Source organism: Lacticaseibacillus jixiensis, assembly GCF_042847315.1.
Taxonomy (GTDB): Bacteria; Bacillota; Bacilli; order Lactobacillales; family Lactobacillaceae; genus Lacticaseibacillus; species Lacticaseibacillus jixiensis.
This window is the reverse complement of the sequence record NZ_BAAFPR010000004.1, coordinates 128,493-153,603: the sequence shown is the minus strand read 5'-3', so window position 1 is coordinate 153,603 and position 25,111 is coordinate 128,493. Positions and strand designations below refer to the sequence as shown.

22 protein-coding genes are annotated in these 25,111 nt (G+C 50.6%); 1 reads left to right on the top strand and 21 read right to left on the bottom strand.

The window, feature by feature from the left end; translation table 11 throughout:
* Nucleotides 1–6: 6 nt before the first annotated feature.
* From ACGG90_RS04045 to ACGG90_RS03985, 13 genes are all read right to left on the bottom strand, one after another.
* The gene (locus ACGG90_RS04045) at nucleotides 7–2,397 is read right to left on the bottom strand and encodes a hypothetical protein (protein WP_390406175.1); all 2,391 of its coding nucleotides are present in this window, start codon (nucleotides 2,395–2,397) and stop codon (nucleotides 7–9) included.
* A 19-nt stretch (nucleotides 2,398–2,416) separates the two neighbouring features.
* The gene (locus ACGG90_RS04040) at nucleotides 2,417–3,421 is read right to left on the bottom strand and encodes a DUF916 and DUF3324 domain-containing protein (protein WP_390406172.1); all 1,005 of its coding nucleotides are present in this window, start codon (nucleotides 3,419–3,421) and stop codon (nucleotides 2,417–2,419) included.
* A gap of 75 nt (nucleotides 3,422–3,496) precedes the next feature.
* A complete protein-coding gene (locus ACGG90_RS04035) occupies nucleotides 3,497–4,168 on the bottom strand; it encodes a WxL domain-containing protein (RefSeq protein ID WP_390406169.1) in 672 nt (223 codons plus the stop codon).
* A gap of 461 nt (nucleotides 4,169–4,629) precedes the next feature.
* Complete coding sequence (locus ACGG90_RS04030; protein WP_390406167.1) at nucleotides 4,630–5,295, bottom strand: amino acid ABC transporter permease; 666 nt, start codon at nucleotides 5,293–5,295, stop codon at nucleotides 4,630–4,632.
* 15 nt (nucleotides 5,296–5,310) lie between these two features.
* Complete coding sequence (locus ACGG90_RS04025) at nucleotides 5,311–5,955, bottom strand: amino acid ABC transporter permease (protein ID WP_390406164.1); 645 nt, start codon at nucleotides 5,953–5,955, stop codon at nucleotides 5,311–5,313.
* Nucleotides 5,956–6,777, bottom strand: a complete 822-nt coding sequence (locus ACGG90_RS04020; protein WP_390406161.1) for a glutamate ABC transporter substrate-binding protein — start codon at nucleotides 6,775–6,777, stop codon at nucleotides 5,956–5,958. It abuts the gene before it with no gap.
* 10 nt (nucleotides 6,778–6,787) lie between these two features.
* Nucleotides 6,788–7,525, bottom strand: coding sequence for an amino acid ABC transporter ATP-binding protein (locus ACGG90_RS04015; protein ID WP_390406158.1), 738 nt, complete (start codon nucleotides 7,523–7,525; stop codon nucleotides 6,788–6,790).
* Between the two features lie 352 nt (nucleotides 7,526–7,877).
* On the bottom strand, nucleotides 7,878–8,714 hold the full coding sequence (locus ACGG90_RS04010; RefSeq protein ID WP_390406156.1) for a DUF6681 family protein: 837 nt from the start codon (nucleotides 8,712–8,714) through the stop codon (nucleotides 7,878–7,880).
* A gap of 9 nt (nucleotides 8,715–8,723) precedes the next feature.
* Nucleotides 8,724–9,224: a hypothetical protein gene (locus tag ACGG90_RS04005; RefSeq protein WP_390406153.1), complete on the bottom strand. Its 501-nt coding sequence runs from the start codon at nucleotides 9,222–9,224 to the stop codon at nucleotides 8,724–8,726.
* 929 nt (nucleotides 9,225–10,153) lie between these two features.
* Nucleotides 10,154–10,588: a Fur family transcriptional regulator gene (locus ACGG90_RS04000; protein ID WP_390406151.1), complete on the bottom strand. Its 435-nt coding sequence runs from the start codon at nucleotides 10,586–10,588 to the stop codon at nucleotides 10,154–10,156.
* 41 nt (nucleotides 10,589–10,629) lie between these two features.
* Nucleotides 10,630–11,211 (bottom strand): AAA family ATPase, encoded by a 582-nt coding sequence (locus ACGG90_RS03995; RefSeq protein ID WP_390406148.1) that lies wholly within the window; start codon nucleotides 11,209–11,211, stop codon nucleotides 10,630–10,632.
* Nucleotides 11,198–11,557 (bottom strand): hypothetical protein, encoded by a 360-nt coding sequence (locus ACGG90_RS03990; protein ID WP_390406145.1) that lies wholly within the window; start codon nucleotides 11,555–11,557, stop codon nucleotides 11,198–11,200. Before ACGG90_RS03990 ends, ACGG90_RS03995 begins: the two co-directional genes overlap by 14 nt.
* 87 nt (nucleotides 11,558–11,644) lie before the next feature.
* Entirely contained in the window at nucleotides 11,645–12,844 is a 1,200-nt protein-coding gene (locus ACGG90_RS03985) for a C40 family peptidase (protein ID WP_390406143.1), read from the bottom strand.
* 1,009 nt (nucleotides 12,845–13,853) lie between these two features.
* Between ACGG90_RS03985 and ACGG90_RS03980 the strand changes: the two genes are divergently transcribed.
* Nucleotides 13,854–14,690, top strand: a complete 837-nt coding sequence (locus tag ACGG90_RS03980) for a hypothetical protein (RefSeq protein ID WP_390406141.1) — start codon at nucleotides 13,854–13,856, stop codon at nucleotides 14,688–14,690.
* A 425-nt stretch (nucleotides 14,691–15,115) separates the two neighbouring features.
* Here the strand turns inward: ACGG90_RS03980 and tnpC are convergent, their stop codons facing one another.
* From tnpC to ACGG90_RS03940, 8 genes are all read right to left on the bottom strand, one after another.
* Complete coding sequence (gene tnpC, locus ACGG90_RS03975; protein ID WP_390406138.1) at nucleotides 15,116–16,639, bottom strand: IS66 family transposase; 1,524 nt, start codon at nucleotides 16,637–16,639, stop codon at nucleotides 15,116–15,118.
* A 43-nt stretch (nucleotides 16,640–16,682) separates the two neighbouring features.
* Entirely contained in the window at nucleotides 16,683–17,048 is a 366-nt protein-coding gene (gene tnpB, locus ACGG90_RS03970) for an IS66 family insertion sequence element accessory protein TnpB (RefSeq protein ID WP_390406135.1), read from the bottom strand.
* On the bottom strand, nucleotides 17,038–17,220 hold the full coding sequence (locus tag ACGG90_RS03965) for a hypothetical protein (RefSeq protein WP_390406134.1): 183 nt from the start codon (nucleotides 17,218–17,220) through the stop codon (nucleotides 17,038–17,040). Before ACGG90_RS03965 ends, tnpB begins: the two co-directional genes overlap by 11 nt.
* Nucleotides 17,221–17,393: 173 nt before the next feature.
* On the bottom strand, nucleotides 17,394–18,653 hold the full coding sequence (locus ACGG90_RS03960; RefSeq protein ID WP_390406132.1) for a CHAP domain-containing protein: 1,260 nt from the start codon (nucleotides 18,651–18,653) through the stop codon (nucleotides 17,394–17,396).
* Nucleotides 18,654–18,920: 267 nt separating this feature from the next.
* Complete coding sequence (tyrS, locus tag ACGG90_RS03955; RefSeq protein WP_390406130.1) at nucleotides 18,921–20,183, bottom strand: tyrosine--tRNA ligase; 1,263 nt, start codon at nucleotides 20,181–20,183, stop codon at nucleotides 18,921–18,923.
* A gap of 812 nt (nucleotides 20,184–20,995) precedes the next feature.
* The gene (locus ACGG90_RS03950; RefSeq protein ID WP_390406128.1) at nucleotides 20,996–22,129 is read right to left on the bottom strand and encodes a glycoside hydrolase family 88/105 protein; all 1,134 of its coding nucleotides are present in this window, start codon (nucleotides 22,127–22,129) and stop codon (nucleotides 20,996–20,998) included.
* Between the two features lie 110 nt (nucleotides 22,130–22,239).
* Entirely contained in the window at nucleotides 22,240–23,772 is a 1,533-nt protein-coding gene (locus ACGG90_RS03945; protein WP_390406125.1) for an MFS transporter, read from the bottom strand.
* 382 nt (nucleotides 23,773–24,154) lie between these two features.
* Nucleotides 24,155–25,021, bottom strand: coding sequence for a sugar phosphate isomerase/epimerase family protein (locus ACGG90_RS03940; RefSeq protein WP_390406122.1), 867 nt, complete (start codon nucleotides 25,019–25,021; stop codon nucleotides 24,155–24,157).
* Between the last annotated feature and the right edge of the window lie 90 nt (nucleotides 25,022–25,111).

The following is a 25,111-nucleotide window of genomic DNA, read 5'->3' as shown; positions in this document are numbered from 1 at the left end:
CCTTCTTTAACGTGCTGCCGGCTGATCTGGTACCGTGCCTGCCGCCCAAGTAATCGTGGATGTATAAGTGCCTGTTTGTGCGCTTGCTGATGGCAAAACGTCCAGCGCCGCTGACATTTGCCCACTTAATGTGAAGTCCTTGACGTCAGCTTGCGTCGTGGAGAAAACCACCACCGAATCAGCCGTATCAGGAATCGGCCCTGACTTCACTGTGCTGTCAAAGCCCACCGCTTTAGCCAAATCCGGATCATCCGGGGTAAAGGTCGTATGCAGCACCGTATCGATTGGCTGATTTGGTTGATCTTTCGTGACAAAAGGCGTCATTGACGCAGTGATCATCCATTTGTTATTCGCGCCGGTATGCGCCCCAAAGGTAAATTCCCCGCCTTTGGCCTGCAGCGCCGCCGACCCGGTGTAAGCGACGCTGATCACTTGACTCAACTCCGCTTTCCCGAAGTCAAAATCCGGCACCGCCAGCACGGTTGGCCCTTGCGGCTGGGTGATCACAATTTGCGCTGCATTGGAATAATAAGTCTGGCCGTGATATTCAAAATTCAACTGATAAATATCGCCGGCATTCAAGTAACTCAAGTTCGGGATCGAATAACTGAACGCAGCAGCATCAGTTGGCAAAAACGTCGCCGAATTCTTCAGCTTTGTGGCATCGTAGTTTGGCGTGTATTTGATAAAATGCGCCATCGCTTGCCCCGCCGCTTGCGCCGTTGCTTGCGCCGCCTTGAGACTGGCTGGGACCTTGGTCAATTTCACCGTGCGATCTTCGCCTAAATTACCAGAATCGGCATGTTCAGGATTTAAAGCCAACACCTGCAAGGTCACGCGCTTGAGGATCTTGACCCCAGAGTTCAAGGTGATGTCTGCCACGATATCGACCCCGCCATCTAAGTCGTTGATTTGCGTCGCCGCCACCTGATTAGCCGTCGCCGTCACCCCGCTAGTTGAAGCATCACTTAAGGTCACGGGACTATCCATGGCTGAATAAACGTCGGCGCTGCCATGCTTGTACACCTGCCAGGTGACGGCTTTGGCATTACTAATGCTTTCGTCATCAGGCGCTAAGCTGAGCTTGCGTGTGGTGGCAGCCGGCTGCAAGAAGGTATAACCATGCAAGTCTTGGGTCTTGTAACTTGGCGCAAACACGAAATTCGCATCGTTGTCAAAAGTCAGCTGCAATGGTGATTCATCAGAAGCTTTGGCGACTTCCACGGTTTGATTAATGTCGTTGATCGTATCAACAATGTGATCTAACACGGTCGGATCGCTGCCATCGACCAGAAACTGCTTGATCAGATCTTCCAATTCTTTGACCTGCTGCGCACCGTCGCCGCCGGTAAGATACTTAGACACATCGACCAAGGTGTCTTGTGCATTGTCGGAAGCATCTTTAAGCGGACTTTCTTCCACCACATGCAAGACATCATTGGGGTTGAGCACCTTAGGCGGAACCAGCCACACCCAGCGTTTGTCATCCAAGACTTTGACAGTGGACCCATCGGCATTTTGCATCGTTGGCGAATCCAGTGTGGCTTCTTTGTTAATGGCATAATGCAGCGTATCGCCTGGAATCGTGCCGGTGCCGATCACAATCGTGCCGACTTCTTTGCCTTGATAAGAAACGTTATTGGGCAATGGCAAAGTCGAAGCAACTTTAGGCGTGAGCTGAATATGAAAATCCAGCTTCCCCAACTGGGTCTTGTACCACGGCGTGCCGCCGGCTAAGGTGAATTGTTCCTGCACCGTCAAGGTATCAACTTTATCGCTGTAACCGGCGGCTTTCAGGTTGATTTGGATATACATCGGGTCGCGCACATTGATCTGGTTAGTGGAATATTCGCTGCCGCTGCGATACAGTTCGCTGCCGGTATCCGTGCCGATCGGAACAAACCCATCGCTGCCGCGCTTAACGGTGTTATCGCCAGGATGCGCGCCATAAGTATAAGTCACCGCCGGACTGTTGGCCGGGATCCAAACACCACCGCCCAGGCTGAACACCATGCTGAATTTAGCCAATTGCGCCCAATGCTGCCCACTGCCAAAAATGGCGTTATCAGAACGAAACGGCGAATCATAGCTGCCTGCTGGGATCACAAAAGTCACATTCCCGTTTGGATCGACCACTTGCGTATTGGCATCAACTTGTTCAAAACCTGACGCATACACTGACTGGATCGGCAACATGAACAGGCCGTTTTGGGCAACTTGATCTTTAAGCGTGGCCCCATCGCTGCTAAAAGAAGGATTGGTCGCTTCACTGGTAAAATCAACCGGATTCTTGTTCCACGTAGCTGCTTGCACACGCGAAGCGCCAAACGCCGCAAGCCACCAAATCAGCGCACAGATGGCGATTGGTATTCTGAGATTCAATTTAACCGCACGCATCTTTGCGCCTCCTTTGGGTTTACTGATCGGCGTGTTTGCGCCGCTTGAACAACAATACCACCAACAACACAATGATCAACACCAACAGCACGATCAATGCAATCAGCCACCATGGCACTTGATTAGCCATTTTGAGGCTGGCGGCTTTGTTGACCTGCTCGGCTTTGGCTTGGCTGACATGGATCGTACGCTTGAAGTGCCAAGTGCGGCTGCCAGACTTCGCCACCAGATCCAGTTGATAATTTCCTGCGGCAAAAGCGTGCTTGGAATAGATGCCATAGACGAAATGCGAATTCGGCGCCATGGCGTAATCGCTGACTTTGCGCGTTAATACCGGCTTAGCGCCGCCATCTTTATACACTTTAGCATTAATCGACATTTTGCCAAACATTTCCGGCTTAATGTTCTGCAAAGTGGCCAATACGGCCGCTTGCCCGTCTTGCATGCCAAGGTCCAACTTCGGCAGCTTAAGGGCTGGGCGCACGTATTGCGAACTGACCCGCATCACGATTGCCGAATACATGGCAAACTTGTTCTTGATCGCCATGCTTTGGCCTTTGTCATCCCCGTATGATGCTGTATCGATTGCGTATACACTGCCGACTAATTCACCGGCAAAGCCGTTTTTCGGGATTTGCAAGTTGAAAGCCACGCGCTTGGTTTGCCCGCCGGCTAACGTAACTTTAACCGGCTTGCCAGCCAACTGCGACAAGCGGTATTTGGCTGAATCATCACGCGGGCCGCCTGGATCATAGCCAATCGTCCCATTGTTGCCGGTGTAGGCATCTGCCACGCTGACTTTGATTGTTTTGCGTGAATCGGTGACGTTTGACACCGTCATCGCCAATTGTACGCGTTGGTTGGGCTTGACCATTAATTCATAATAGCCGGCTTGTTTGCTTTGCGCATTGGTCAGCTCCGGTTTGATCGTGAAGCTGGCGCCAGTTGCTTGCACTTGGTGGCTTGGCAATAGCATGAGCATCAACACCAAGCCCACCAAGGCCAGCCATACTTTCTTTCGCATCATGTCTCCTTATTTGGCTTTCCAAGAAAAATCCCGCCCCGGCCTATGCGGCGAGAGGCGGGAATGAACGTATGATTAATTGTCTTGTACAGAATCAGTCGCAGGTGCAGCTTCAGGTGTTTGGCCCGACCCCAACGTCCAGGTAATCGTAGCAGTATAAACCCCTGTAGTTGCTGTAGCTGTTGCAGGAATCACCAGCTTGCCGTTAACCGGATTCGTTTCAGTCGTACCTTGACCAAATTTAGGCTGTGCTTTTTGAACGCCAACTGCATCACCGCCGACATTGAGGGTACCCTTCACCGCGTCAATTCCAGTAACTTCAGCAGAGTTCGTGTTCCATTTCGGTGCCGAAGCAGACAAAGTCAAAGTCCCTTTATCTAAAGTATTGGTGGTTTCTGTCTCATGCGTAAACGTACTCAACCTTGCTGTGATGTTCCAGCCTTTGCTTGTCCCAGTTAAATCCTTAACCGTTAAAGAACCTGAACCGGCTTTATCCTCAGAAGTAAAGCCAGTACTGATCAAATTACTCAGCTCAGGCTTGCCAAAATCAAAACTTGGCACCTCAGTCAAAACCAGCTTGCCGTGATCAGAATCATTATCTTCCACCGACAATGTTGCATTTGAAGTTTTTAACAGATCACTTGTGCTGGTTTTATCTCCATCAGCCGCATTAACCGAATTGGTTGCTAAAGTCGTGGCCAGCGCTGCGGCGAAAAGTGCGCTGCCGATAAGAAAGCTTCGTTTCATATTGAATTTCCCCCAACGTAATATTTATACTATTCCAACATATCATACATTTTCCAGATTAGTAACCCATATTTAGCAATATAACGCCGAAATCTAATGGGTACACTGAAATCAGCATGAAAACATCGCCAGCACAGTCTTTCTCGCCATCATTGCCACTGGTCACATTATTTAAATAACAATATATCAATGGGATTACCCAATTAAAACGCCATTATCACGTGTTTTCAACAACATGGTGTCACATCATAGTGCGTGCTGTTACCAGCTTTCTTCACGGCATGCATCACGTTATCGCACATTTTGTGAACTTAAATTCCCCTGTCAGCGTTTGCGTATATTAAAATATATTTTCGTATATCTATCCATTATCTGTATAATTACCCACCGATCTGGGTAATAAAACAGCCGGCCGCTGCGCCTGTAAAAACAGACAGCAGCGGCCGGCTGAAGCAATTGGTCTAGCGAACGCCAGATGATAAACGCTTGTTGATCATTCGTGAAATCACCGACAGCGCGTAGTTGACGATGAAGTATAAGAAGGCCAACGCGACAAACATGGGAATCATATAGTTGATGTTTTGGCCGTAAATGATCTGCGCGTGGTAGGTCAATTCCGGCAACAAGATGATCGTCGCCAAGCTGGTATCTTTGACCAAGGAAATGAACTGCGACACGATCGGCGGGATCATCGCCTTGAAGGCTTGCGGCAAGATGATATGGACCATTGCTTGCGTGTACGACAAGCCGTTAGAGCGGGCAGCTTCCATTTGCCCAATCGGCACCGAGTTGATCCCGGAGCGCACGATTTCGGCTAACATCGCCGATTCAAACACCGTCATCGCCACGATCGACGCTGGGATCACTGGCAGACGCACGCCAATGTTCGGCAAGGCAAAGTAAGTGAAGAACAAGATCAACAGCAGCGGCAGGTTTCTGATGATATCGATGATAAAGCCCACGACTGCCGAGAAGATCTTGACGTTAACGTAACGTGCCACGCCAAGCAAGGTCCCGATGATGAAGCTGAAGAAAATCGACGTCACCGAAACTTCAAGCGTCACCCAAAGGCCTTGAAGCAGATACGAAATATTAACTTGTGAATATGCATCAATAAAGTTTTGCATCACTTGGCCTCCTTTCTAGGCGACGGCCCATTTCTTCTCGAGATAACGCATGAAATACGACAGCGGCAAGGTCAAGATCAGATACAACAAGCCGACTGCCAAGTAAGTATCGAAGGTATTGAAAGTCGCATTGGCGATGATCTTGCCTTGGTACATCAAGTCAAAGCCAGCCACGAAGGCCAGGATCGATGAGTTCTTCACCAAGTTGATGAATTGGTTGCCCAACGGCGGGATCACGATCTTAATCGCCTGTGGGAAAATGATATGCGTCATCGCTTGGGCATAAGTTAAGCCGTTAGAACGCGCCCCTTCCATTTGCCCCACCGGCACGGATTCGATCCCGGCACGAATGGTTTCGGCAATGAAGGCACTGGTGTAAATCGTTAAGCCAATAGTGCCGGCGGTGAAGCCGTCAATTTCAGTGACATACGTCGGCACGATCACATAAAAGGCCATGGTAATGACCAACAACGGGATATTGCGGACGATTTCCACATAAATGCGCCCAATCACCTGCAGTGGTCGATACGGCGAGATCTCCAGCAAGGCAAAGATGGTCCCGATGATCAAACTGCCGATCAAGGCAATGATTGAACTCAACAAGGTGTAGCCAAGCCCGGAAAGCAAGGTCGGGAAGTTATTGACAAGAATGGTAAACATCTACTCCACCTCCTTGATATCAAAGCCTGGAATGTCGCCGAACCACTTGTTGATCAACTTCTCATAAGTGCCGTTCTTGCGCAATTCAGCCACCGCGTTATCCACGGCGTTGGTCATGTTGGTTTGGCCTTTGTTAATGGCGATGCCATAAGGTTCTTTGGTGAAGGTGCCGCCGACGACCACATAACGCTTATCTTGTTTGGACATCCCATACAAGATCCCGTTATCTGTGGTCACCGCCAAGCCTTGGCCGGATTTAAGCGCCGTGAAGGCTTGCGCGTAGTCTGACAGTTGCAACACAGTGGCTTGCGGGGCGGCTTTCTTGATGTTGTCAACCGACGTTGAGCCTTGCACGCCGATGACTTTGTCGCCTTGCTTCAAGTCTTTGACCGAATGGATCGGGCTGCCTTTCTTCACCAGCAATGATTGCCCAGCGTTGAAATACGGCTTGGAGAAATTCAAGACTTTCAGCCGATCCGGGGTGATGGTCATGGTGGCGATGATGGCATCGATGTTGCCGCCTTTTAACATCGGCACGCGGGTGTCACTGGTGACTTGCACCAGTTGAGCTTTGCCTTTGGGGCCTAAAATCTGCTTGGTAATGGCCTTGGCCATGTCGATATCAAAGCCTTCGATCTTGCCGGTTTTGGTATTCATCAACCCAAACAAGCGCGTGTCGGCTTTCACGCCCCAAACAATCGTGTCGGTTTGCTTGGCGTGTTCAAGCACGTCTTGATCAGCCAAGGACTTACCGCAACCGGATGTGAACACCACCAGCCCCAACAGCGCGATCAGAAATGGCAGGATGCGTTTTGTTCTCATAGCTGCCTCCTTAGTGGTTGATGATCTTAGACAAGAACTCCTGAGCGCGCGGTTCCTGCGGATGGTCGAAGAAGGCGCCAACGTCACTGGAGTCTTCTAAGATCTGCCCGTCTGCCATAAACACGATGCGATCGCCAACATGCCGGGCAAAGCCCATTTCATGGGTCACCACCGCCATGGTCATGCCGCCTTGGGCAATGTCTTGCATCACATCCAACACATCACCGATGGTTTCTGGATCAAGCGCTGAAGTCGGTTCGTCAAACAAAATGGCTTTAGGCTTCATCGCCAAAGAGCGCGCAATGGCGATGCGCTGTTTCTGCCCGCCAGACAACGCAGAAGGATAAGAATCTGCCTTGTCGCGCAAGCCCACTTGGTCTAAGAGCTTCAAGGCATCCTCATGCACTTCTTCGCTGTTGCGCTTAAGCACCAAAGTCGGCGCCAAGGTGATGTTTTGCATCACCGTTTTGTTAGCATATAGGTTAAAATGTTGGAACACCATCCCGACGTTCTTGCGGATCTTGTTCATATCGGTGTGTTTGTCGGCCAAGTCGAAGTCGTTGACGATCAGCTGTCCGGATTGGACCCGTTCTAAGCCATTGATGGTGCGCAATAAGGTACTCTTCCCTGAACCGGACGGGCCGATAATGGTAACGACCTCGCCGCGATCGATGGTCAGATTAATGTTCTTAAGCGCATGGAACTTGCCGTAGTATTTCTCGACATCGTGAAATTCGATCATCGACATCGTGATCCCTCCTTATATGGTTGAATCGCGCGACAACCCAGAGGCTTGTCGGCGTGTGACTGGTAGCACCACGCCTGTTTAGACAAGGCAACATGATAGCGGGCTTAAAGGACGCGATGAATGTTCTTGCAACAGTTTCGTGATTATGAATAATTTATCATTTTTCACTCATCTTGTCCACTAAATAATCACCACTGTCCTGTCTGGGTCTATCCAAATCTTTGTCTCCCAAGCCGCCGCGCTGGTATCACATGGCCCCAAATGCCGTTAATAGCGGGTTTTCTCTTGGCCTGAAGCTGATTTTTTATGCAGAAAATATTTATTTTTTCACAGAAAAAAACCGCCGCTGTCATCAGCGACGGTTGTCTTGTGGTGCGGTTTGCTTGGTCGAATAAGCCAACTGCACGGTGACACTGTATGGGGCTTCTTTGGTGATCAAAGTCCGGCGCCCCATTTGCTTGCTTTGCCCGCCGGTGAGATACACATGCGCGGCGACTAAATGATATTGCGCTTGCGCTTCTTTGACTGGCAATAAGCCCACCCGCGAAACCGTGGCGATACTGGCAGTTTGCAAGGCATTGACCCCGGCGAAAACTTCCACGCTGCCGCTGGTTTGCCGCAGTTCATAAAACGGCAGCTCCACCAGCGCGCCAATGGCTGCCACCGGCTTGTGCGACTTCTGGATCACGCGCATGATCGCGTGGTCATCCAAGCCGGAATAATTGGCTGCCAAGTGCCCGCCGGCGATCAAGTGGTCAACTAAATGATCCAAGTTAACTTGTTGACTGGGGCTGATGGTCACCACTGTCGGCAACAATTTCTCGTCTTGATACAAGCCAGACGCGGCAGTCGCCAAGTTATTTTGCGCCAACTTGGATTCAGCTGCTTTGAGTTGCGCCTGATTGCCGCCTAAGAGCTTCTCGACTTTCGGTGAAATGTCGTATTTCAACTGCTTGTCCGTGTAATAGTAGAAGAAATTCAACACAATGAAATATTCCAAGATCAGAAAACCGATCAGAAACGCGGTGCCTTGCAGCCGATATCCGCTAAAGCGCAACCCTTGGATCGCGGCGTATAACAAATAGAAATTCGCCACGAAGGCCACGACGGTGAAGGCTTTGCCTTTGGCTTTGTCTTGGATGTTGAAGTAGCTCAACAACCGATTCAAAATATCTAACGCTGTTAACATGGTTGCCTCCTATTGTCCCGTGGTCGTGGTGCTGGTGGTTTGGGCGCTGGAAGCTTTGGCAGCGTCAGTGGTGTCACCAGTATCCTTGGCGCTTTGGGCGCTGCTGCTGTTGGCTGTGGTATCTTGGCCGCTGGCAGCATCAGATTTGTCGGTGTTGCCAGTGGTGGTTTGATCAGTGGCGCCAGAAGCAGAAGAAGCCGATTGGGCATTCTGCTGGGTTTGATCTTGCTTGTTGTCAGCTGAGCTGCTTTGCGCTTGGGGACTTGAATCTGTAGACGCTGATTCAGCACTGCTGGATGAGGCTTTAGGCTTAGCACTTGGCGCACTGGGTTTGGAAACGCTGCTTGCCGTGGCCGCCTTTTGTTTGGAAATCAACGCACTTTGGTCTGCTGCAGACTTCGGCTTGGCGCTGGGGTTGACGGTCGTGTTGATGACGTTGAACCCGGCAACGAAGATAATGATCGAAACGATCGCGGCTGGTGAAACTAATGGCGCGGTTCGATAAGCCATGATTGCAACTCCTCTCAAAAAAACATGATGACTAAATTGTACCGCATTGCACCTTAAGGCGGCCTTAAGAAAATTCAAAAATCGCCGAAGAATTGCGCTCAGTCACAAGGGCCGGACCAGTGAAGCTGCGCGCCGTGGGGCCAGCAAGGCGGCGCAGGCGGTGCGGCCGGTTCCAACCGCGCTGAGGAGCGCGCGTTTTCCACCTAAGTTATGAGCCAGGCGCTCGCTGCGCTCACCTGCCTGTCTCATAACTTGCCGCGATCAGCGTTGTGAGACAAGCACAAACCGCTTGTCTCACAACGCTGATCGTTTCACGGCCTGACCGCCTTGCTGGCCCCACGACGCTCCGCTTCACTAGTCCTTCGTTGATGATAGCCGTCATTGATCAACATGTGATCGATCCAACGAATTCCACCAATCTTCGACGATTCCTTAACCAAGTTTGTTTCGGGTTAGAATGTATCTGGCTGCTAAAACTAAACCTGTTACAACGCGGTAATTGGCTAGTTTAGTGAAACATCGCGTCGTTAACGTCGCACCCACCTGCCTGCACCACAGTCGCTTTTAGACACACAATTATCACATCGCAGGTTTGGGATAATGCTGAACATTCCTCAACCGATCCATGACCAGAATTCTAACATAAAACCGAAGATGTAGGGCAGGTGTTGCGAAGCGGCGTGGGGCAAGCGGCGGTCAGGCCGCGAAACGATCAGCACCCAAAGACAAGCGGGCTTTGCTTGGCTTTGGGTACTGATCGCGGCAAGAATCGAGCCAGGCAAGGTGAGCGCAGCGAGCGCCGGGCTCGATTCTTAGGCAGAAAACGCGCGCTGCCTGCGCCGCCGCTTGCCCCACGCCGTGCAGCAACACCTGCCTGTCCCTTTCACCAATCAAAAAACCACGAACTAAGCCGCTCGTGGTTTTGGAAATTATTGTGCCTGTTTAGCGGCACATTCTGCACATAAGCCGTATAACTCGAAGTTATGGCTGGCGATTTTGGCACCTGGGACTTGATTCTCGAAGAAATCCATTGGACACATTTGCAACTCTTGCACGCGGTGGCAATTGGTACAAATGAAATGATGATGATGCGGGTGGTTGTAGTCACACTGCAACTTCACGATTGCCTGCTCATCTTGGACTTCAGACTCTAAGATGCCCAGCTTCTCGAATTCTTTGACGTTACGATAAATCGTATCATGCGACAAGCCAGGATAGCGCCCGCGCATATACGCATCGATGCTGGTCACCGTCACGTAACTATCAGCATGATCATCCAAATATGCCACCAAATCGCGACGCTGCTTGGTGACACGCATGCCGTTTTGCTTCATGCGCGCCAATGCAATGGTTGCATTCGACATGCGACCACCCCTTTCCTGAATTGTCCTCACTGTATCATAATTCAGCGGTGAATACCAGCCACCGCTAACGCCAGATCCTTCATGAAACGGTCGATATTGTGCTTGGCGACTGTCCAATCATCATTGGCGATCACCGTCGCTGTGGCCTTCAATTCATCTGGCAGCAACAAGTCGCGCTGATATTCTGGACTGGCTAAGCGCTGCTGCACCATTGCCGGATCGTCGCCGCGCGCCAACAAGCGCTTTTTCAAGATGCTGGGATCTTCAATGGTCAAAAACAGCGTGCACACCGCCGGCCCCAGCGTTTGCGCGTATGTTACCGCGCCTTTGGTATCCAAGACAATGCTGGCAAAAGCGGCATGCTGCCACACCGCATACAGCGACTCATATGAGCTGCCGTATTGGTAGCCGGCATAAGTCACGTCCTCAATGTAGTGGTTTTGCGCGAAGCTTTCCGGTGTTTCGAAGGCGTAATCCACCCCTTCGACTTCGTTGCAGCGCTTAGGCCGCGTGGTGTGCGTCATCACGCGCTGAATGTCGTATTGTTCGGTTAAGTAGCGGCTGACCGTCGTTTTGCCCGTGCCAGTCTCGCCAGTGATCACGATCAATCTATGCTTCAACATTCTCCTCCACTTGTGCCACCACTTCCAAGTGCAGCTGGAAGGCTTCGGTTTGATCCATCACGCTGATGACAAAATGGTCATCGGCATACCAGCTGGCGGTCAATTCATCGCCAGTTGCCGCATTCAACCCATGCATATCTGCCTTGCCGTGCTGGGCATATGCCACCACTTGATCATGCAGCTCGTGGATGTCCGGTAAGGTACTAACGGCAAGCTCTTGGATCAACAAATGCAAAGCCTTCTTCGACGCTTGTGCAAAAGTCGGCAACAACTCGTCTTCCAAGCCGGCGTGAAACACCGCCAAGCTGCCTTGTTGATAACTTGCTCCGATCACACTATATGCCATGTTCCGCCTCTTTTCCCCTTTTGCTAATAGTATAGCATCTTAAAAATCAAAAAACCGCGGTTTCCCGCGGCAAACTGATGATTTTAATTACAAGCGACGGGCAAAGTTTGGCGCGTAGTAAGCCATCTTCTGAATCGTCACACTTTCACCTGGTTGCGGGGCGTGAACGTAGCTGCCGCCGCCGATGTAAATGGCCACGTGGCCGGCAGAGCCGACCCCGCCCCAAAACAGCAAGTCGCCTGGCTGCAAAGCAGACATGGAAACACTGTGACCCATTGAGGATTGCGCTGCAGCATTATGCGGCAAGCTGATGCCGACTTTAGCGGCTGCATAAGCGACTAAGCCAGAGCAGTCAAAACCGCTTGGGCTCATCCCGCCGTAAACATATGGCACACCAATGAATTGTTCGGCAACCCCGACGATGCCGCCAAGCGAACCGCTGCCGGTGTAACTTGGCGTGGCAGCAGGCTTTGGCGCAACAGCTGCGGCTGTAGCAGTTGCTTGCTTGATTGGTGTCGCAGTGGCAGCTTTTTTGGTGCTGGCTGCGGCTTGTTGCGCTGCTTTGGTGGCAGCGGCTTTAGCCGTGGCGTTGGCTTTGGCAATGTTGCCTTGCAAAGCAGCAACGGCATCTTTGTTGGCGTCGATTTGCTTTTGCAAAGCCGCTTGCTTAGCCGAAGCATCTGCTGCTAAGGACTTGATTTGATCGCGTTCGGTTTCCAATTTGGCTTCGGCTTGGACCAAATCGGCTTTATTATCAGCGGCGGCTTGCTTTAAGTCGCTGAGCTTGCTGGTGGCCGCTTGGACTTCTGCTAAAGCTTCTTGGTTAGCGTTGTTAAGCTTATGCACCGTGAAGGAGCGGTCAACGGCATCGGATAAATCATGCGCGTTGAGAATGAAATCGATGTAAATGTTACCGGTAGCGGAATCGCCGATTTCCTTTTGCAAAGAGCGCAGTTGTTTCTTCATCGTGGTCGTGCGCGCTTTGACTTCTTGTTGGGCTTGGTCGATTTGCTTGTTGTAGCTGGCGACTTTAGCCGTGGCGGATTTGATCTGCGCTTGAGCTTTTTGGATTGCGACAGCTTTGGCTTCGGCTTGGCCGTTGATCTTGGTGACGGCGTCTTGCGCTTGTTGCAGTTGTTGCTGCAAAGCGCTGGACTCAGTTTGCTTGGTGGTTAATGCGCTTTTGGCATCGCTGATTGAATCAGCGCTGACAGATTGGGTGCTTACCCCAACAACGGCAAGAACGGTGGCGGCTGCCAGTACGGTAACGGTCTTCATCAGTTTCATTGCTTGTTCGCTCCTCTTAGTTTCTAGTGAACAGTGTAACAAAGGCCTGTTACAGATTCGTGACGAAGTGGTTAAGCCTTCGCGTCGCCGCCGCAACGTTTTGAATACGCTACCATTAATTGAACGAATTAACTTCATTTGCTGCGCGCACGCAAAAAAAGGCGCCTAAGCGCAATGGCTGAGGTGCCGGGTTGCCTTGATTGCATAACAAAAGCACGATTGGCGAGCTGCCATCGTGGCTTTTGGCGATTTACGCAACGCGGCGTGAGATCAGCGGTAACGCCGCGTTGGTTTAAGTACCCGGCGGTTACCCGTCGAGCAAATCATCTGTAGTACGTCCTTTATTTGCCTGGCGGTTAAGCCTAGGCTTCACAGCGAACAGCGCGCTGTCGCTCTGGACGAGCGGGTCAAAGCGCGAACCACTCGCGCTTCCAGACGACCCGTTGCGGGGTGCGGCGTTCTGCAAGCTTGGCCTTCGCTTACCCTTGCCCCTATGCCGGAGAACAATTGTAGAATACACCGTACGCAATTAAATTGCAAGCGCTTTTCTAAGCTTTTACAATTAATTTACAATAGTCCGTGGAGGCCGGACAGGGGCTGCTGCGCGGCGTGGGGCAAGCGGCGGCGCAGGCAGTGCGGCCGGCTCCAACCACGCAAAAAGCGCGTGTTTTACGCCTAAGCATTTAGCCGTGCGCTCGCTTTGCTCACCTGCGCGTCTAAATGCTTGCCGCGATTTGTACAGCGAGCCAAGCACAGCCCGCTTGTCTCACTGTACAAATCGTTTCACGGCCTGACCGCCGCTTGCCCCACGCCACTCCGCAACCCCTGTCCTCTGGTTTTCGAATCGGCAACAAATTGGGCGACCAACCCGCGATGTTGCATATTTGATGCCAAAATCCGATTTCTACCAAGCTGAAACTATATTCAGGTGGCCGGGCCAACTTCAGAAATTCGTCTAATTGCAGATTGCTTCGTATAATCAAATTAAACTCACAAAGGAGGCTTCATCATGACCCAACATCCTAAACGCTTGCTCGCCGGTGTTGTCGATCGGCCTAAAACCATGGCGATCTTAAGCAATTACACCGCAATCGAAACTTTAGAAGTCGTGTTGATGCGAGTGTATTCTGTTGCAGCATACCGCCATGAAATCACCAACACCAAGATCACAACCGTCGCCTTAGCGGTCACCCCCAAGTTAATGGTTGCCAACGCGCCGATCCGCTACGGCGATGACTTGCTGGTGCAAGGCCGCTTGCAAACTGTTCTGGTCTTGCCGCACCGCCATGAACGCCAAGCCGCCAAGCAGCTGCTTGAGAACAATGAGCGCAAAATTCTCCAAGCTCAGGCCAATTGTTTTGCCCGTTATGTTGCCAGCCATCACGATGCCGACACATTAGCCAAGCGCTTAGCCAAAATCACCGCCAACTGGCTGTCGCACAAAGACCAACTCACCGCCTATCAACGTCATGTGCAAGAACTGATGGCGCCTCACAGTGGCGCATCAGTAGAGAATCTGCCCGCCATGCAGCGCCATCAGCGCGAATTAAACGAAGAAACCACTACAGCCATCCTCGCGCTCACCACCCCGCTGTTGTTGCTAAAACAGCCGTTAAAGCGCGTGACCACCACCGCAATCTACGGCCGCCTGCAACGCCCGCGCGAAGCCGTCGACTTCAAGCGCCTAGCTGATCCCTTGTATCTGCATCAACAGGCCCAAGAAATCATGTTAGATTATCAATTCGCAACAGCCCACCACTTGCCGCTTTCCGGCAAAGGGACACCTTTATCCGATGAAGAACTGGCCCAGTGGCAGCAAGCCATTGATGCAAAATATCTCAATTAACCCATCCAGCTGTCCGCGTTATCCGTTGCGTTTTCTAAAACCAGATCCATCGCATAGCCAATGACGATCCTGATGCGAATCCAGAAGGACAGGGGTTGCGCAGGTGCGCGGCAAAAGCGGCGGTCAGGCCGTGAAACGATCAGCCCAGTAAGACAAGCGCACTTTGCTTGGCTTGCTGGGCTGATCGCGGCAACTTTTGAGATTTGCAAGGCGAACCGCAGGTGAGCGCAAAGCTCAAAAGTTAGGCGTAAAACACGCGCTCCTCAGCGTGGTTGAAGCCGGCCGCACCGCCTGCGCCGCCGCTTTTGCCGCGCACCGGAGCAACCCCTGTCCGGCCCTTTAGACGCATGGTCGTAAGCACCTAATAATCGACCGTACTAAAGAACCCCGTAATCTCGACTTTGAGATCACGGGGTTCTTTCCGCTTAGGCCAGGTTTTTGATTTCGTCAGAGGTCTGGATTAAATTCCACGGCAAACACGCCTCCAACTCTTCATTTTTTGCGAAGGTTGGCAGTTCTGTTATTTTTTTAAGCAACTCTTCCAGATACACTACTGGATCAAGTCCATTGGCCTTGGCGGTTTCAATCATCGTCATCCAAATCGCGTTTGCTTCGGCGCCTTTTGGACTGGTACTGAATAGCCAGTTTTTTCGCCCAATCACATACGTCTTCATATTACGTTCAGACGCATTATTAGTCAGGTCGATCTCGCCATAATCAAGCACTCGATTCAGTGGCACTCGCTGACCTTGTGCATACGCGATGGCCTTTCCAAGACGACCTTTAGGGAGGGTATCAACTTGATCACACCATTGCCAGAAGCGTTCAATCAAAGGTTTGAGTTCTTGTTGACGCACCTTCAAGCACTCAGCGCTTGAAAGATTGTTCCATTTTGCTTCCAGCTCAAACATCTGATTGATCAACTTCAGCCCTTTGGTCATCGCCTTAGTATATGTGAAATCGGCGAAGAACTTTCGGCGCACGTGAGCCCAGCATCCAACCCTAGTAACTGAGTCACTAAGGAGATTATAGCCGGCGTAGCCGTCACACTGAAGAACACCACGAAAACCTTCATACAAACTCTGCGCGAAATGGCCAGACCGCGTATTCGCATATGCATACAATACGACTGGCTGATCTGTACGAGTAATGCTGCGAGCCACCCAGACATATGATTTGCTGGTCGCAGTCTTTCCAGGTTCGTTTAAGACCTGATACGGTGTTTCGTCACCCTGGAGAAAACGCTGGCTCATTAGACGTGAGCGCATGTCATCATATACTGGTTTGACCAGCTCAGCACACTTGATTACCCAGTTGGCAATAGTCGTTTCGCTGAGTAGTACACCAGCTCGCTGCCAATCTTTTAACTGACGGTACAATGGGGTCGCCAGAATATACTTTTGATGAAGAATGGACGCAATTAGGGACGGCGTTGCGATGCTGTGAGCGATCAGCGCCTTGGGCGCGTCGGCTTGATAAACATGGCTACAGCCGTCTTCTTGTTCACATTCGTCACACTTGTACGATTGAACATAGACTTTCTCAACAAATAAGCGCGCACGAACAACCTGCACTTCTTCTCGAAGTAGATGCTTCCCGAAGGGTTTTAGATCGTGTCCGTGTTCGCAATGCTCGTCATTCTTAGTAATGACTGTTGTTTCTACCGGTAAATCTTTCGCCAGGATTTCAGAACGCTTCGCCTTTGGCTTGCGCGTTTGATTTACTCTTTTGGCTGCTTCTTCGCTTTGTTGCCCAGTTTGCTCTGGGTCGGTAAAAACACTATCATCCTCCAATAATGACGTCTGGTTGGGATTGATTTGTTCCGAGCTGCGACCAAAACGGTGCTGAGTCAAATAAGCTACTTGCTCTGTAAGGAGCTGGACTTGTTCGAGTAATTTTGCATTTTGTTCGAGCGCTTGTTTAAGTAGATCTTCGGTTGTCGTTGCCATTGGCACTGCCTCGTTATGTTTGTTGGCAGTAGCGTATCACTAATCAACCCGCTTGACCACCATTACTTCTTGGCCGTCGCGTTGGTTTGATCGATGACTCAATTGCCCAACCTGAAAGCAGGCGAATAAGCTGCTTTGTATGGAGTTTCTTCACCTCGTTTTGATTAGTTGGCCACTGAATGTGCCCATTCTCGATGCGTTTGTATAACAAAATGAAGCCATCGCCGTCCCAGTACAACGCCTTGAACCGGTCCTTGCGCCGACCGCAGAACAAATAGAGCGCTTGGTTATGCGGATCAAGCTGATATTGTTCTTGAACGACGGCCGCCAGGCCATCGATTCCACGTCGCAAATCAGTTCTGCCACATACCAAATAAATGCCGTGAAGTCGTGCAGGATCAATGAGCATCAGTAAACACGGCTTTCATGAGCGCCTCAAGGATGTAGCTTTGAATATGGTTGTAGACGACAACCGACTTGTTGGCGTCAATCTTGATCTGTAAGGCTTTGGTTGATGCTTGAACTTGAGGCCGCAATGGTTTGTCCATCTTAATCTCAACAATCTCAGGTTTCTCTGCCATAAAAATACCTCACCATTCATTATGATGAGGTAAGAATACCGCCAATTTACGGCGAGTCATATTCGGTCTGTTATTTGGTGCTTACGCATGGTCTTCGTCGAGCTGCGCAGCCCAACGCGGCGTGATACAAAAAACACCGCTACTCTGCAGTAGCGGTGCAATTGATTTATAAATTAACGGTGGATGTAAGTGTAGCTGCCTGCACCGCTGATCGTTTGCGTGTTCGGGCCGGCTGGGTTGTCAAAGCCCATACCGCCTTGTTGAACCGTGATGCTGCTGCCGGAAACACCGACAACATATGCCACGTGGCCGTAACCAGCCGCTGCATTCCAGCCGCCGAAGTTCTGGCCGCCGGCAACAACAACGATGGAACCTACGCTAGGGGTGTGGTTGACGGTATATCCTTCAGCCGCAGCACTTGCGCCCCATTGGCCGCCGTTGCCCCAGTGGTTGCCGGCCCAAGGTGCGACCATCTTGACGTACCAAGTGCACTGGCCCCAAGCATAAGCATTGGCTTCGCCGGCGTGGCTGGTGCCACCGCCATTGTTGGTCGTCGCAACTGGTGTAGAAGCTTGCACTTGCGGTGCGCTGCTTTGAACTTGCGATGCAGCCTTCTTAGTGGATGACTTAGTTGCAGGAGTTGATGCTTTCGTGCTGCTTTGCTTAGCAACTGCTGTGGTGCTCTTAGTTGCGGCAGTAGAAGATGCAGCTAACTTAGCCAACGTTGCTTTAGCCGCAGCGTCTTCTTGGGCAGCCTTGTCTTGTAAAGCAACCAAGACGGACTTGTTGTCATTGATCTTCTTGTTCAAAGCCTTGGTCTTCGCATCAGCGTTAGACTTCAAGGAAACCAATTGAGTCTTTTCAGTTTCAAGACTAGCCTTAGTTTCAACTAAGGTTTGCTTCTTGGCTTCTTGTTCGGATTGTAATGCAGACAACTTGGCTTTGGATTCGTTAACGGCATCCATGGCGTCTTTGTTGGCTTGGTTCAACTTGTTGACCGTTGAAGTACGGGCAATCAAGTCAGACAAGTCATCAGAGTTCAACACGAAGTCCACATAGACGTTGCCTGTGACAGAATCGCCGGCTTGCTTCTGCAGGGAAACCAGCTGCTTTTTGAGCACAGACTTGCGCGCTGCTAATTCGGCTTCGGTCTTAGCGACTTCGCCTTTCAGCGAAACGATCTTGGCTTGCGTATCAGTAATCTTCTGTTGCGCATCTTTGATCGCCGTGTTCTTGTCGTTGATCTTGTTGTTCAAGTTGATCACTTCGGCGTTTGCGGCCGCGAGTTGTTGAACCAACTGATCGGTGGTGCTTTGGTTGGCGGTGATCTGAGCTTTCGTATCGCTAGCTGCAGATACAGTCATTGCGGTTGCAGAGAACGCGGTGAGTGTGACTGCGGTTACCATTGTGGTGAAGATAGTTTGAAGCTTCATATGTATTTTGCCACCCTTTTTTCGTTAATCACTGTCTTGTACTCTACCCTTTGGAGGTTACACCGCTGTTACAGGCGAATTACCGTCTACAAACAATTGCACCACAACTCGTAATGTAAGCGCCACTCAGCAAAGCAAAATCCCTTACTTGCATCTTCCCTCAAGACAAAAAAAAGCCTGCACGCCGCGATTTACATGAAAATCGCAGGGTGCAGGCACTGGTGTAATCGGCCAAGATTACCTAATGTTTCAGCCTGAAGTTGTCATTTAATCATGGATCTTAACTAAGAAATACTTCTTCTTGCCGCGGCGGACGATCACATACTGCCCGTCAAAATGCGCCGCTGGGTCAACAGTAAAGTCCAGATCTTGTTGTTTAACCCCGTTGATAGTGATGGCACCATTTTGAATATCTTCACGCGCTTGGCGCCGCGAGGATTCGATCTTGGTGGTGTCCACCAGCCAAGTGACAATGTTTTCTGGGGCGCTGGTGGCGTCAGCCGTTGGGAACTGCTTGAAGCCTTGGGCGATTTCTTCAGCCGTTAAGTCTTGAACGTTGCCGGAGAATAAGGCTGCGGTGATCGCTTCGGCTTGGTCAACAGCGGCTTGGCCATGAACAAATTTCGTGACTTCTTGAGCCAAGCGGCGTTGGGCCTCGCGCTTTTCCGGATGGGTCTTGGTGGCGTCAACTAAGTCTTGGATCTCTTCTTTAGATAAGAACGTGAAGAACTTCAAGAACTTCTCGACATCTTGGTCGTCTTGGTTGAACCAGAATTGGTAGAACTCATAGGGACTGGTTTTCTCCGGATCCAAGTACACGGCGCCGCCAGCAGACTTGCCGAACTTGGTGCCGTCTGACTTCAACATCAGCGGGTTGGTCAAGCCGTAAACTTCTGCATCCCCGCCTTCGACTTTATGGATCAAGTCGATTCCGGCAGTGATGTTGCCCCATTGATCGGCACCGCCTAGCTGCACCTGCACGTCTTCATGCTTGTAAAGATGCAAGAAGTCGATACTTTGCAAGATCTGATAAGTGAATTCAGTGTAAGAGATCCCATTAGCTAAGCGAGAAGCCACCACTTCTTTGGCCAGCATTTGGTTAACTGGGAAAAGCTTACCGAAGTCACGCAAGAAGTCCAGCATCGACATCTTGGATAACCAAGAATAGTTATCCACAATGCGGAAGTTCTCGGTACCAAACAACTTCTCCATTTGCGCCGTGAGCTTCTGCTTGTTTTGTTCGATAGTTTCCATCGTTTGCAAGACGCGTTCTGAATTACGCCCAGATGGATCACCAATCGACCCGGTACCGCCGCCGATGACGATCACCGGCTTGTGACCCATCAGCTGGAAGCGTTTGAGCATCATGAACGGGATCAAATGCCCCACATGCAAGGAATCGCCAGTGGGATCCGTCCCGACATAAATGCCCACGTGCTTTTCTGAAGTCAGCTTGCGCAAGCCTTCCTCGTCGGTCAATTGGTTCAACGCCCCGCGCCAAGCCAATTCATCTAGAATATTCTCTTCCATAATAATTTCCTCCTATAATATGTGAATATGCGAATTCATTCGTTAAACTGTGCTTCACAGCCGCCCACAAATCATCCCTCAACGCTCCTCGCTCAGCCAAATTCATCGCCTGGTTCAAACGAAGCAGGCCAGGTGTTGCGCAGGTGCGCGGGGAATTCGGTCAGGCCGTGAAACGATCAGCGCAGTAAGCCAAGTGGTTTGTGCTTGGCTTACTGTGCTGATCGCGGCAACTTTTGAGATTTGCAAGGCGAGCAAAGCGAGCGCAAAGCTCAAAAGTTAGGCGGAAAACGCGCGGCGACGTGGAGCGAAGCGGAGCTAGCAGCGCGGTTGGAGCCGGCCGCACAGCCTGACCGAATTCCCCGCGCGCCGGAGCAGCACCTGGCCGGGCTTTAGCAAGTCCGGACTTCACACGCTGTGGTCTTCGTCGAGCTGCGCAAAGCAACGCGGCAGTGATATAAGCTGTGACGCCGCCAAGGCAAAGAGCGCCTTTGCGTCATCTCAGCTTATATCAGCCGCTAAGAGCGCTTTGCTCCACTCTGGGTAATAAAAAATCGCCCCTGCTCGCATTAATGCGAACAGGGACGAATTCTTCCGTGGTACCACCCTACTTCGTGGCGCAACGCCACCTCGTTGATGGTTAACGGCATCACCCGCGATCCAATTGAATGCGGGGTGTAATTCAGTACCAGGCGTGGATCGGCTTGCAACAACCGCCGACTTTCTTAACGCACCACCTAGCACCTACTGAACTCGCTTGGATAATTGTCTGTATTGTATCATGTTTGCGCCTAAAGCAAAAGCCGACGCCTTAATTATCCTTGCGCACGCTTCGCCATTTCTGCTGCCAACAACAAGAATGGCCCAACGCCTTTGTGATCGTTGACCACGATCGGTTCTGAAATGTAATAAGCAAAGCTGCCGTCGCGATGCGTCGCGCCGCCTAAGCCGCCGACATGGGCGATCTTGTTGACATTGACATTACCTTCATTAGTCACTGACAAGAATTGTGCGATCGCGTTAGTCCAGCCTTTGGCTAACACCTTGCCCCACTTGGCTTCATCCAAGTAGCCCATGCGCAAGCCTTTGGCAATCGCGTTAAGCATCATTAATGAACCAGAAGCTTCCAAATAATTCATCGGCCGATCGCCTTCATCTGGGATCTGGTACCACAAATTTGTTTCAGGATCGGCAACTTTTTGCACCGCGTCTAATAATGCATTCAAGTTGGCGTTGATCTGCGCTTTGCCTGGCAAGTCATCTGGCAAGTATTCTTGCACATCGACCATTGCCATCACAAACCAGCCCATCGCCCGCAGCCAGAAATGCGGCGAATGACCGGTTTCCGGATCAGCCCAGAACATTTTGCGTGATTCATCATAAGCGTGGTAACACAAGCCAGTCGCCGGATCTTTGGTGACATCATAAGCCAACAAGAACTGCTTGACCACATCTGCTAAGTGATCACTGATGCCAAAAGTCTTCTGATAGCGCGCATAGAATACCGAGCCCATGTACAAGCCGTCTAACCACACTTGATTCGGATACATCTGTTTGTGCCAGAAGCTGCCGGCTTTGGTTTTGGGCTGATGCAGCAATTGGTCATACAACATGTCTGCTGCCAGTTTGTAACGCTGGTCGCCGGTTTCATCATACACATCAAGCAGCGCCTTGCCATTATTGACATGATCAAGGTTAAATTCATCATAGTGGTATTGTGAAATCTGGCCTTTGCTGTCAACGAAGCGATCCAAATTATCTTTGATATAGTCGAAGTATGCTTGTTTGCCAGTCAGCTTGTAAATGGCATACATGCCATTGAGCATCAAGCCGTCTTCGTATTCCCACTTGTGCTTAGGATTCATGTTCGGTTCGCGGCGCAACATGGTTTGTGCCCCGCGGTTGGCCCAATCAGAATGGGCATCCCCATATGAACGATATTTTGTCATGATTTATCCTTTCTCTACGCAAAACGGCGCATTGCGCCAAGCGCCCAGCAAGTCGCCGAAGGGGTGGCGACTCAGTGGTGCAGCTTGTGCCACAATCCGCCGTGATGTGATTAATGTGCGACTTTTACGCCATTCTTATCGACTTTCTCTTCGTGATAGCCGACGTTGTTGTGGCCGAAGCAGTTCTCATATTTAAAGCCAGTCAGCTGTTCGCAAACCGCCTTGGTTTCAGGATCAACATCGGACATTTTGCCGCCTTCGTGGATCCGCTTGAGTTCAGCCAAGATGATCTTGTGGTGCTTGGCATCCAGCTTCATCATGAAACTGGAAATGATCCCTAAGATCGCCAAGCCGCCAACCCCGACGAGCAAGACGCCGACAATTGCGTGCACGGCACTAGTTGGTTGCACCGTGGCGCCTTCTTTAAAGCCAAACCAGGATAACACAACGCCTAAAATGAAGACGATGGTGGCGCGGATCAGCTTGCCGGCCATGGTCATGGCGCCAGAGTAGATCCCTTCACGCCGCCGGTTGGTGATGACTTCATCAACATCCGCCATAAACGTGTAAGTGGCCCAAGGAATGTAGTAAACACCACCGGTTGAAATGCCAAACACCGCAGTGATCGCCACAATCAACCAAGTCAAATGCGGAATGTGCAAGAAGAAGACCACGGCATATGCGATCACAGACATGATCACGACGCCTAAAGCACCAGCAAACGGCTTAGAGAAGCCGACCTTGGCACAAATCGCCATGAAGATGAAAGTCGATACCAGCTGCAATACCGCAGACATGGAGTTCAAACCAGAAACCATGGTTGCAGGCCGTTGCAAACAGAAGACGATGAAGTAAGTAAACGTCGCCGTCATCAGCCATTCAGCGCCGAACCCGAAGCAATACATGCCCAAGTGCCAGCGGAACGTGCGGTTGCGCAACGTGGATAAAATATCGGTAAAGAGCTTGCGAATCACTTCGCCTAAGTTCTTCGTGTTATGTTCAGTATGCACTTCTTCAACTGGTAATTCCCATGAATTGAAGTAAAGCAAAGTCAAAGCAATGACCATGATCACCATGTAGCAAAGCGCCGTGGCGAAGAAGGACCAAGGCGAATTCTTACCTAAGATGGTGAAGAACACACCAGGCAAAGCACTGGCAATGAAGTTGGCAACTTTACCAAAAGCCGCCTTAAAACCAGTTAAGTAACTGCGTTCGGCGAAGCTGTTGGTCATTTCAATCGCCAAAGTTTCATATGGGATCATGACCAGCGTGTAGGTGATTTCAAACGCTTCGTAGCAGAACAGATAATACCAGAAGTTCATGTTGGCGACCCACATCGCTGGATATAACAGCATCAATGGGATCCCGATCATAATGAAGAACCGCCGTCGCCCGAACTTGCGCCCCAACTTGAAGTTGTTGAAGTTATCGGTAACGTAACCCATGATCGGGTTTAAGATAACATCCAAGTAAGTCGCGATCGAAAAAATCAGCGTGGCTTGGAAAACCGGTAAGCCGCAGAAAGTGGTATAGAAAAATAAGAGCCAAGAACCAGAAATTGCCAGCGCCCCAGAACCGAGCAGATTGCCGCTGCCATAGGCAATCCGGGATAAGAGCGTTATTTTGTGAGATTTCGCTTCCACAACATTCATCCCCTAATAAATTGTTTGTGCGTGTCTTTGTGTTAGCGTTAACACATTCAACATTGTTAAATGTAGCACCAGGAATATAGTTTTTCAAGCATTAAGTACGCCATTTCACAAAAAATAACAGCGTTTACTCGCTGTTTTCACAGGGTTAACGCCGTCATCATAAGCCTTTCATGTAAATGGCTGCACAACTAATATATTAATAATAATGGTAACCTTAACATTAGTTGAGCATGATGTTTTCGGACAAAACCGGTCTACATCGTGGTTGTCTGCTGAGTCAAAGCAGCCCGCCTTTTGCCTCAGCAAAGCCAAATCCAAAACAAGGCGATCAAGTACAGCACCTGCTGTACCTGATCGCCTTGTTTTACTTCATTTACGCCAGCACATCAGGAAATTCGCTGTCTACTTGCCGCACCAGCTTCACCGCCGTTGGCAAATCAGCTTCACTGACCCCTTCAAACGTCGCATAAGTGTATGGTTTCAAGCGATTGATGAAGCGCACGTAAGCGGGAATATCCACCACGCCGCTGCCCACTGGCATGTATTGCTTTTGCCCATCAGAATCCCCGGTGAACTTGAAGTCTTTCAGGTGAAAAGCCACGATCTTATCGCCATATAAGCTTTGGGCTTCTTCAAGCACCGCTGCTTGATCAGCCATATTATCGTGGCTTAAGATATTGGCCAAATCAAACAATACCCGCAAGTTGGGACTGTCCACATCACGCAACAAGCGCGCCACGGTCACATTGTCATGCAGCGGATGGTTGACCCCTGGTTCAATGGCGACTGTCACCCCGAATTGCGCCGCTGTTGCTGTCATTTCGCGCACAGCATCACGCATCCGCACGTAAGCTTCTTCAGTGTAGTTGGCCAAGGTGAAGCCGTTTGGTGAAGCGGTGCCGGTTTCGGTTGCGACGACTGTGGCGCCAAAGCGGTTCGCCAATGCCAGTGTGTCATAGAAGCGCTGCAAAGCCGCTTCTTGCACCGCAGCGTCTGGCGATGAGATGTTGACATAGCAGCCTAAAATCGACACGGTCACGCCGGCGTTGGCGAAGCGTTTGCGCAAGGTATCAGCTAAGCCTGGCGTCACCGCTGTCATATCGGGAAATTGGGTGCTGGGCAGAAACTTGAATGGTGCAAACTGAATGTTGTTGAGTTGATAACGTTGGCACACCCCCAGCAAGTGTTCCAAGGTGTGTGGTTGGGCGTCATGCGCCCGATAGCCTAAATTGATCGTCATGCTAGATCCCCCTTACTAATAAATTCATTGTACAGCGCTCACCCGTCAAAAGAAAACGCTAAGATAACAATTGACAGCGTTTTAAAATGC

Bases quoted from the DNA above. Each gene is read 5' to 3' on its own strand.
- ACGG90_RS04045 (WP_390406175.1), bottom strand. From the start codon at position 2,397: ATGCGTGCGGTTAAATTGAATCTCAGAATACCAATCGCCATCTGTGCG.
- ACGG90_RS04040 (WP_390406172.1), bottom strand. From the start codon at position 3,421: ATGCGAAAGAAAGTATGGCTGGCCTTGGTGGGCTTGGTGTTGATGCTC.
- ACGG90_RS04035 (WP_390406169.1), bottom strand. From the start codon at position 4,168: ATGAAACGAAGCTTTCTTATCGGCAGCGCACTTTTCGCCGCAGCGCTG.
- ACGG90_RS04030 (WP_390406167.1), bottom strand. From the start codon at position 5,295: ATGCAAAACTTTATTGATGCATATTCACAAGTTAATATTTCGTATCTG.
- ACGG90_RS04025 (WP_390406164.1), bottom strand. From the start codon at position 5,955: ATGTTTACCATTCTTGTCAATAACTTCCCGACCTTGCTTTCCGGGCTT.
- ACGG90_RS04020 (WP_390406161.1), bottom strand. From the start codon at position 6,777: ATGAGAACAAAACGCATCCTGCCATTTCTGATCGCGCTGTTGGGGCTG.
- ACGG90_RS04015 (WP_390406158.1), bottom strand. From the start codon at position 7,525: ATGTCGATGATCGAATTTCACGATGTCGAGAAATACTACGGCAAGTTC.
- ACGG90_RS04010 (WP_390406156.1), bottom strand. From the start codon at position 8,714: ATGTTAACAGCGTTAGATATTTTGAATCGGTTGTTGAGCTACTTCAAC.
- ACGG90_RS04005 (WP_390406153.1), bottom strand. From the start codon at position 9,224: ATGGCTTATCGAACCGCGCCATTAGTTTCACCAGCCGCGATCGTTTCG.
- ACGG90_RS04000 (WP_390406151.1), bottom strand. From the start codon at position 10,588: ATGTCGAATGCAACCATTGCATTGGCGCGCATGAAGCAAAACGGCATG.
- ACGG90_RS03995 (WP_390406148.1), bottom strand. From the start codon at position 11,211: ATGTTGAAGCATAGATTGATCGTGATCACTGGCGAGACTGGCACGGGC.
- ACGG90_RS03990 (WP_390406145.1), bottom strand. From the start codon at position 11,557: ATGGCATATAGTGTGATCGGAGCAAGTTATCAACAAGGCAGCTTGGCG.
- ACGG90_RS03985 (WP_390406143.1), bottom strand. From the start codon at position 12,844: ATGAAACTGATGAAGACCGTTACCGTACTGGCAGCCGCCACCGTTCTT.
- ACGG90_RS03980 (WP_390406141.1), top strand. From the start codon at position 13,854: ATGACCCAACATCCTAAACGCTTGCTCGCCGGTGTTGTCGATCGGCCT.
- tnpC (WP_390406138.1), bottom strand. From the start codon at position 16,639: ATGGCAACGACAACCGAAGATCTACTTAAACAAGCGCTCGAACAAAAT.
- tnpB (WP_390406135.1), bottom strand. From the start codon at position 17,048: ATGCTCATTGATCCTGCACGACTTCACGGCATTTATTTGGTATGTGGC.
- ACGG90_RS03965 (WP_390406134.1), bottom strand. From the start codon at position 17,220: ATGGCAGAGAAACCTGAGATTGTTGAGATTAAGATGGACAAACCATTG.
- ACGG90_RS03960 (WP_390406132.1), bottom strand. From the start codon at position 18,653: ATGAAGCTTCAAACTATCTTCACCACAATGGTAACCGCAGTCACACTC.
- tyrS (WP_390406130.1), bottom strand. From the start codon at position 20,183: ATGGAAGAGAATATTCTAGATGAATTGGCTTGGCGCGGGGCGTTGAAC.
- ACGG90_RS03950 (WP_390406128.1), bottom strand. From the start codon at position 22,129: ATGACAAAATATCGTTCATATGGGGATGCCCATTCTGATTGGGCCAAC.
- ACGG90_RS03940 (WP_390406122.1), bottom strand. From the start codon at position 25,021: ATGACGATCAATTTAGGCTATCGGGCGCATGACGCCCAACCACACACC.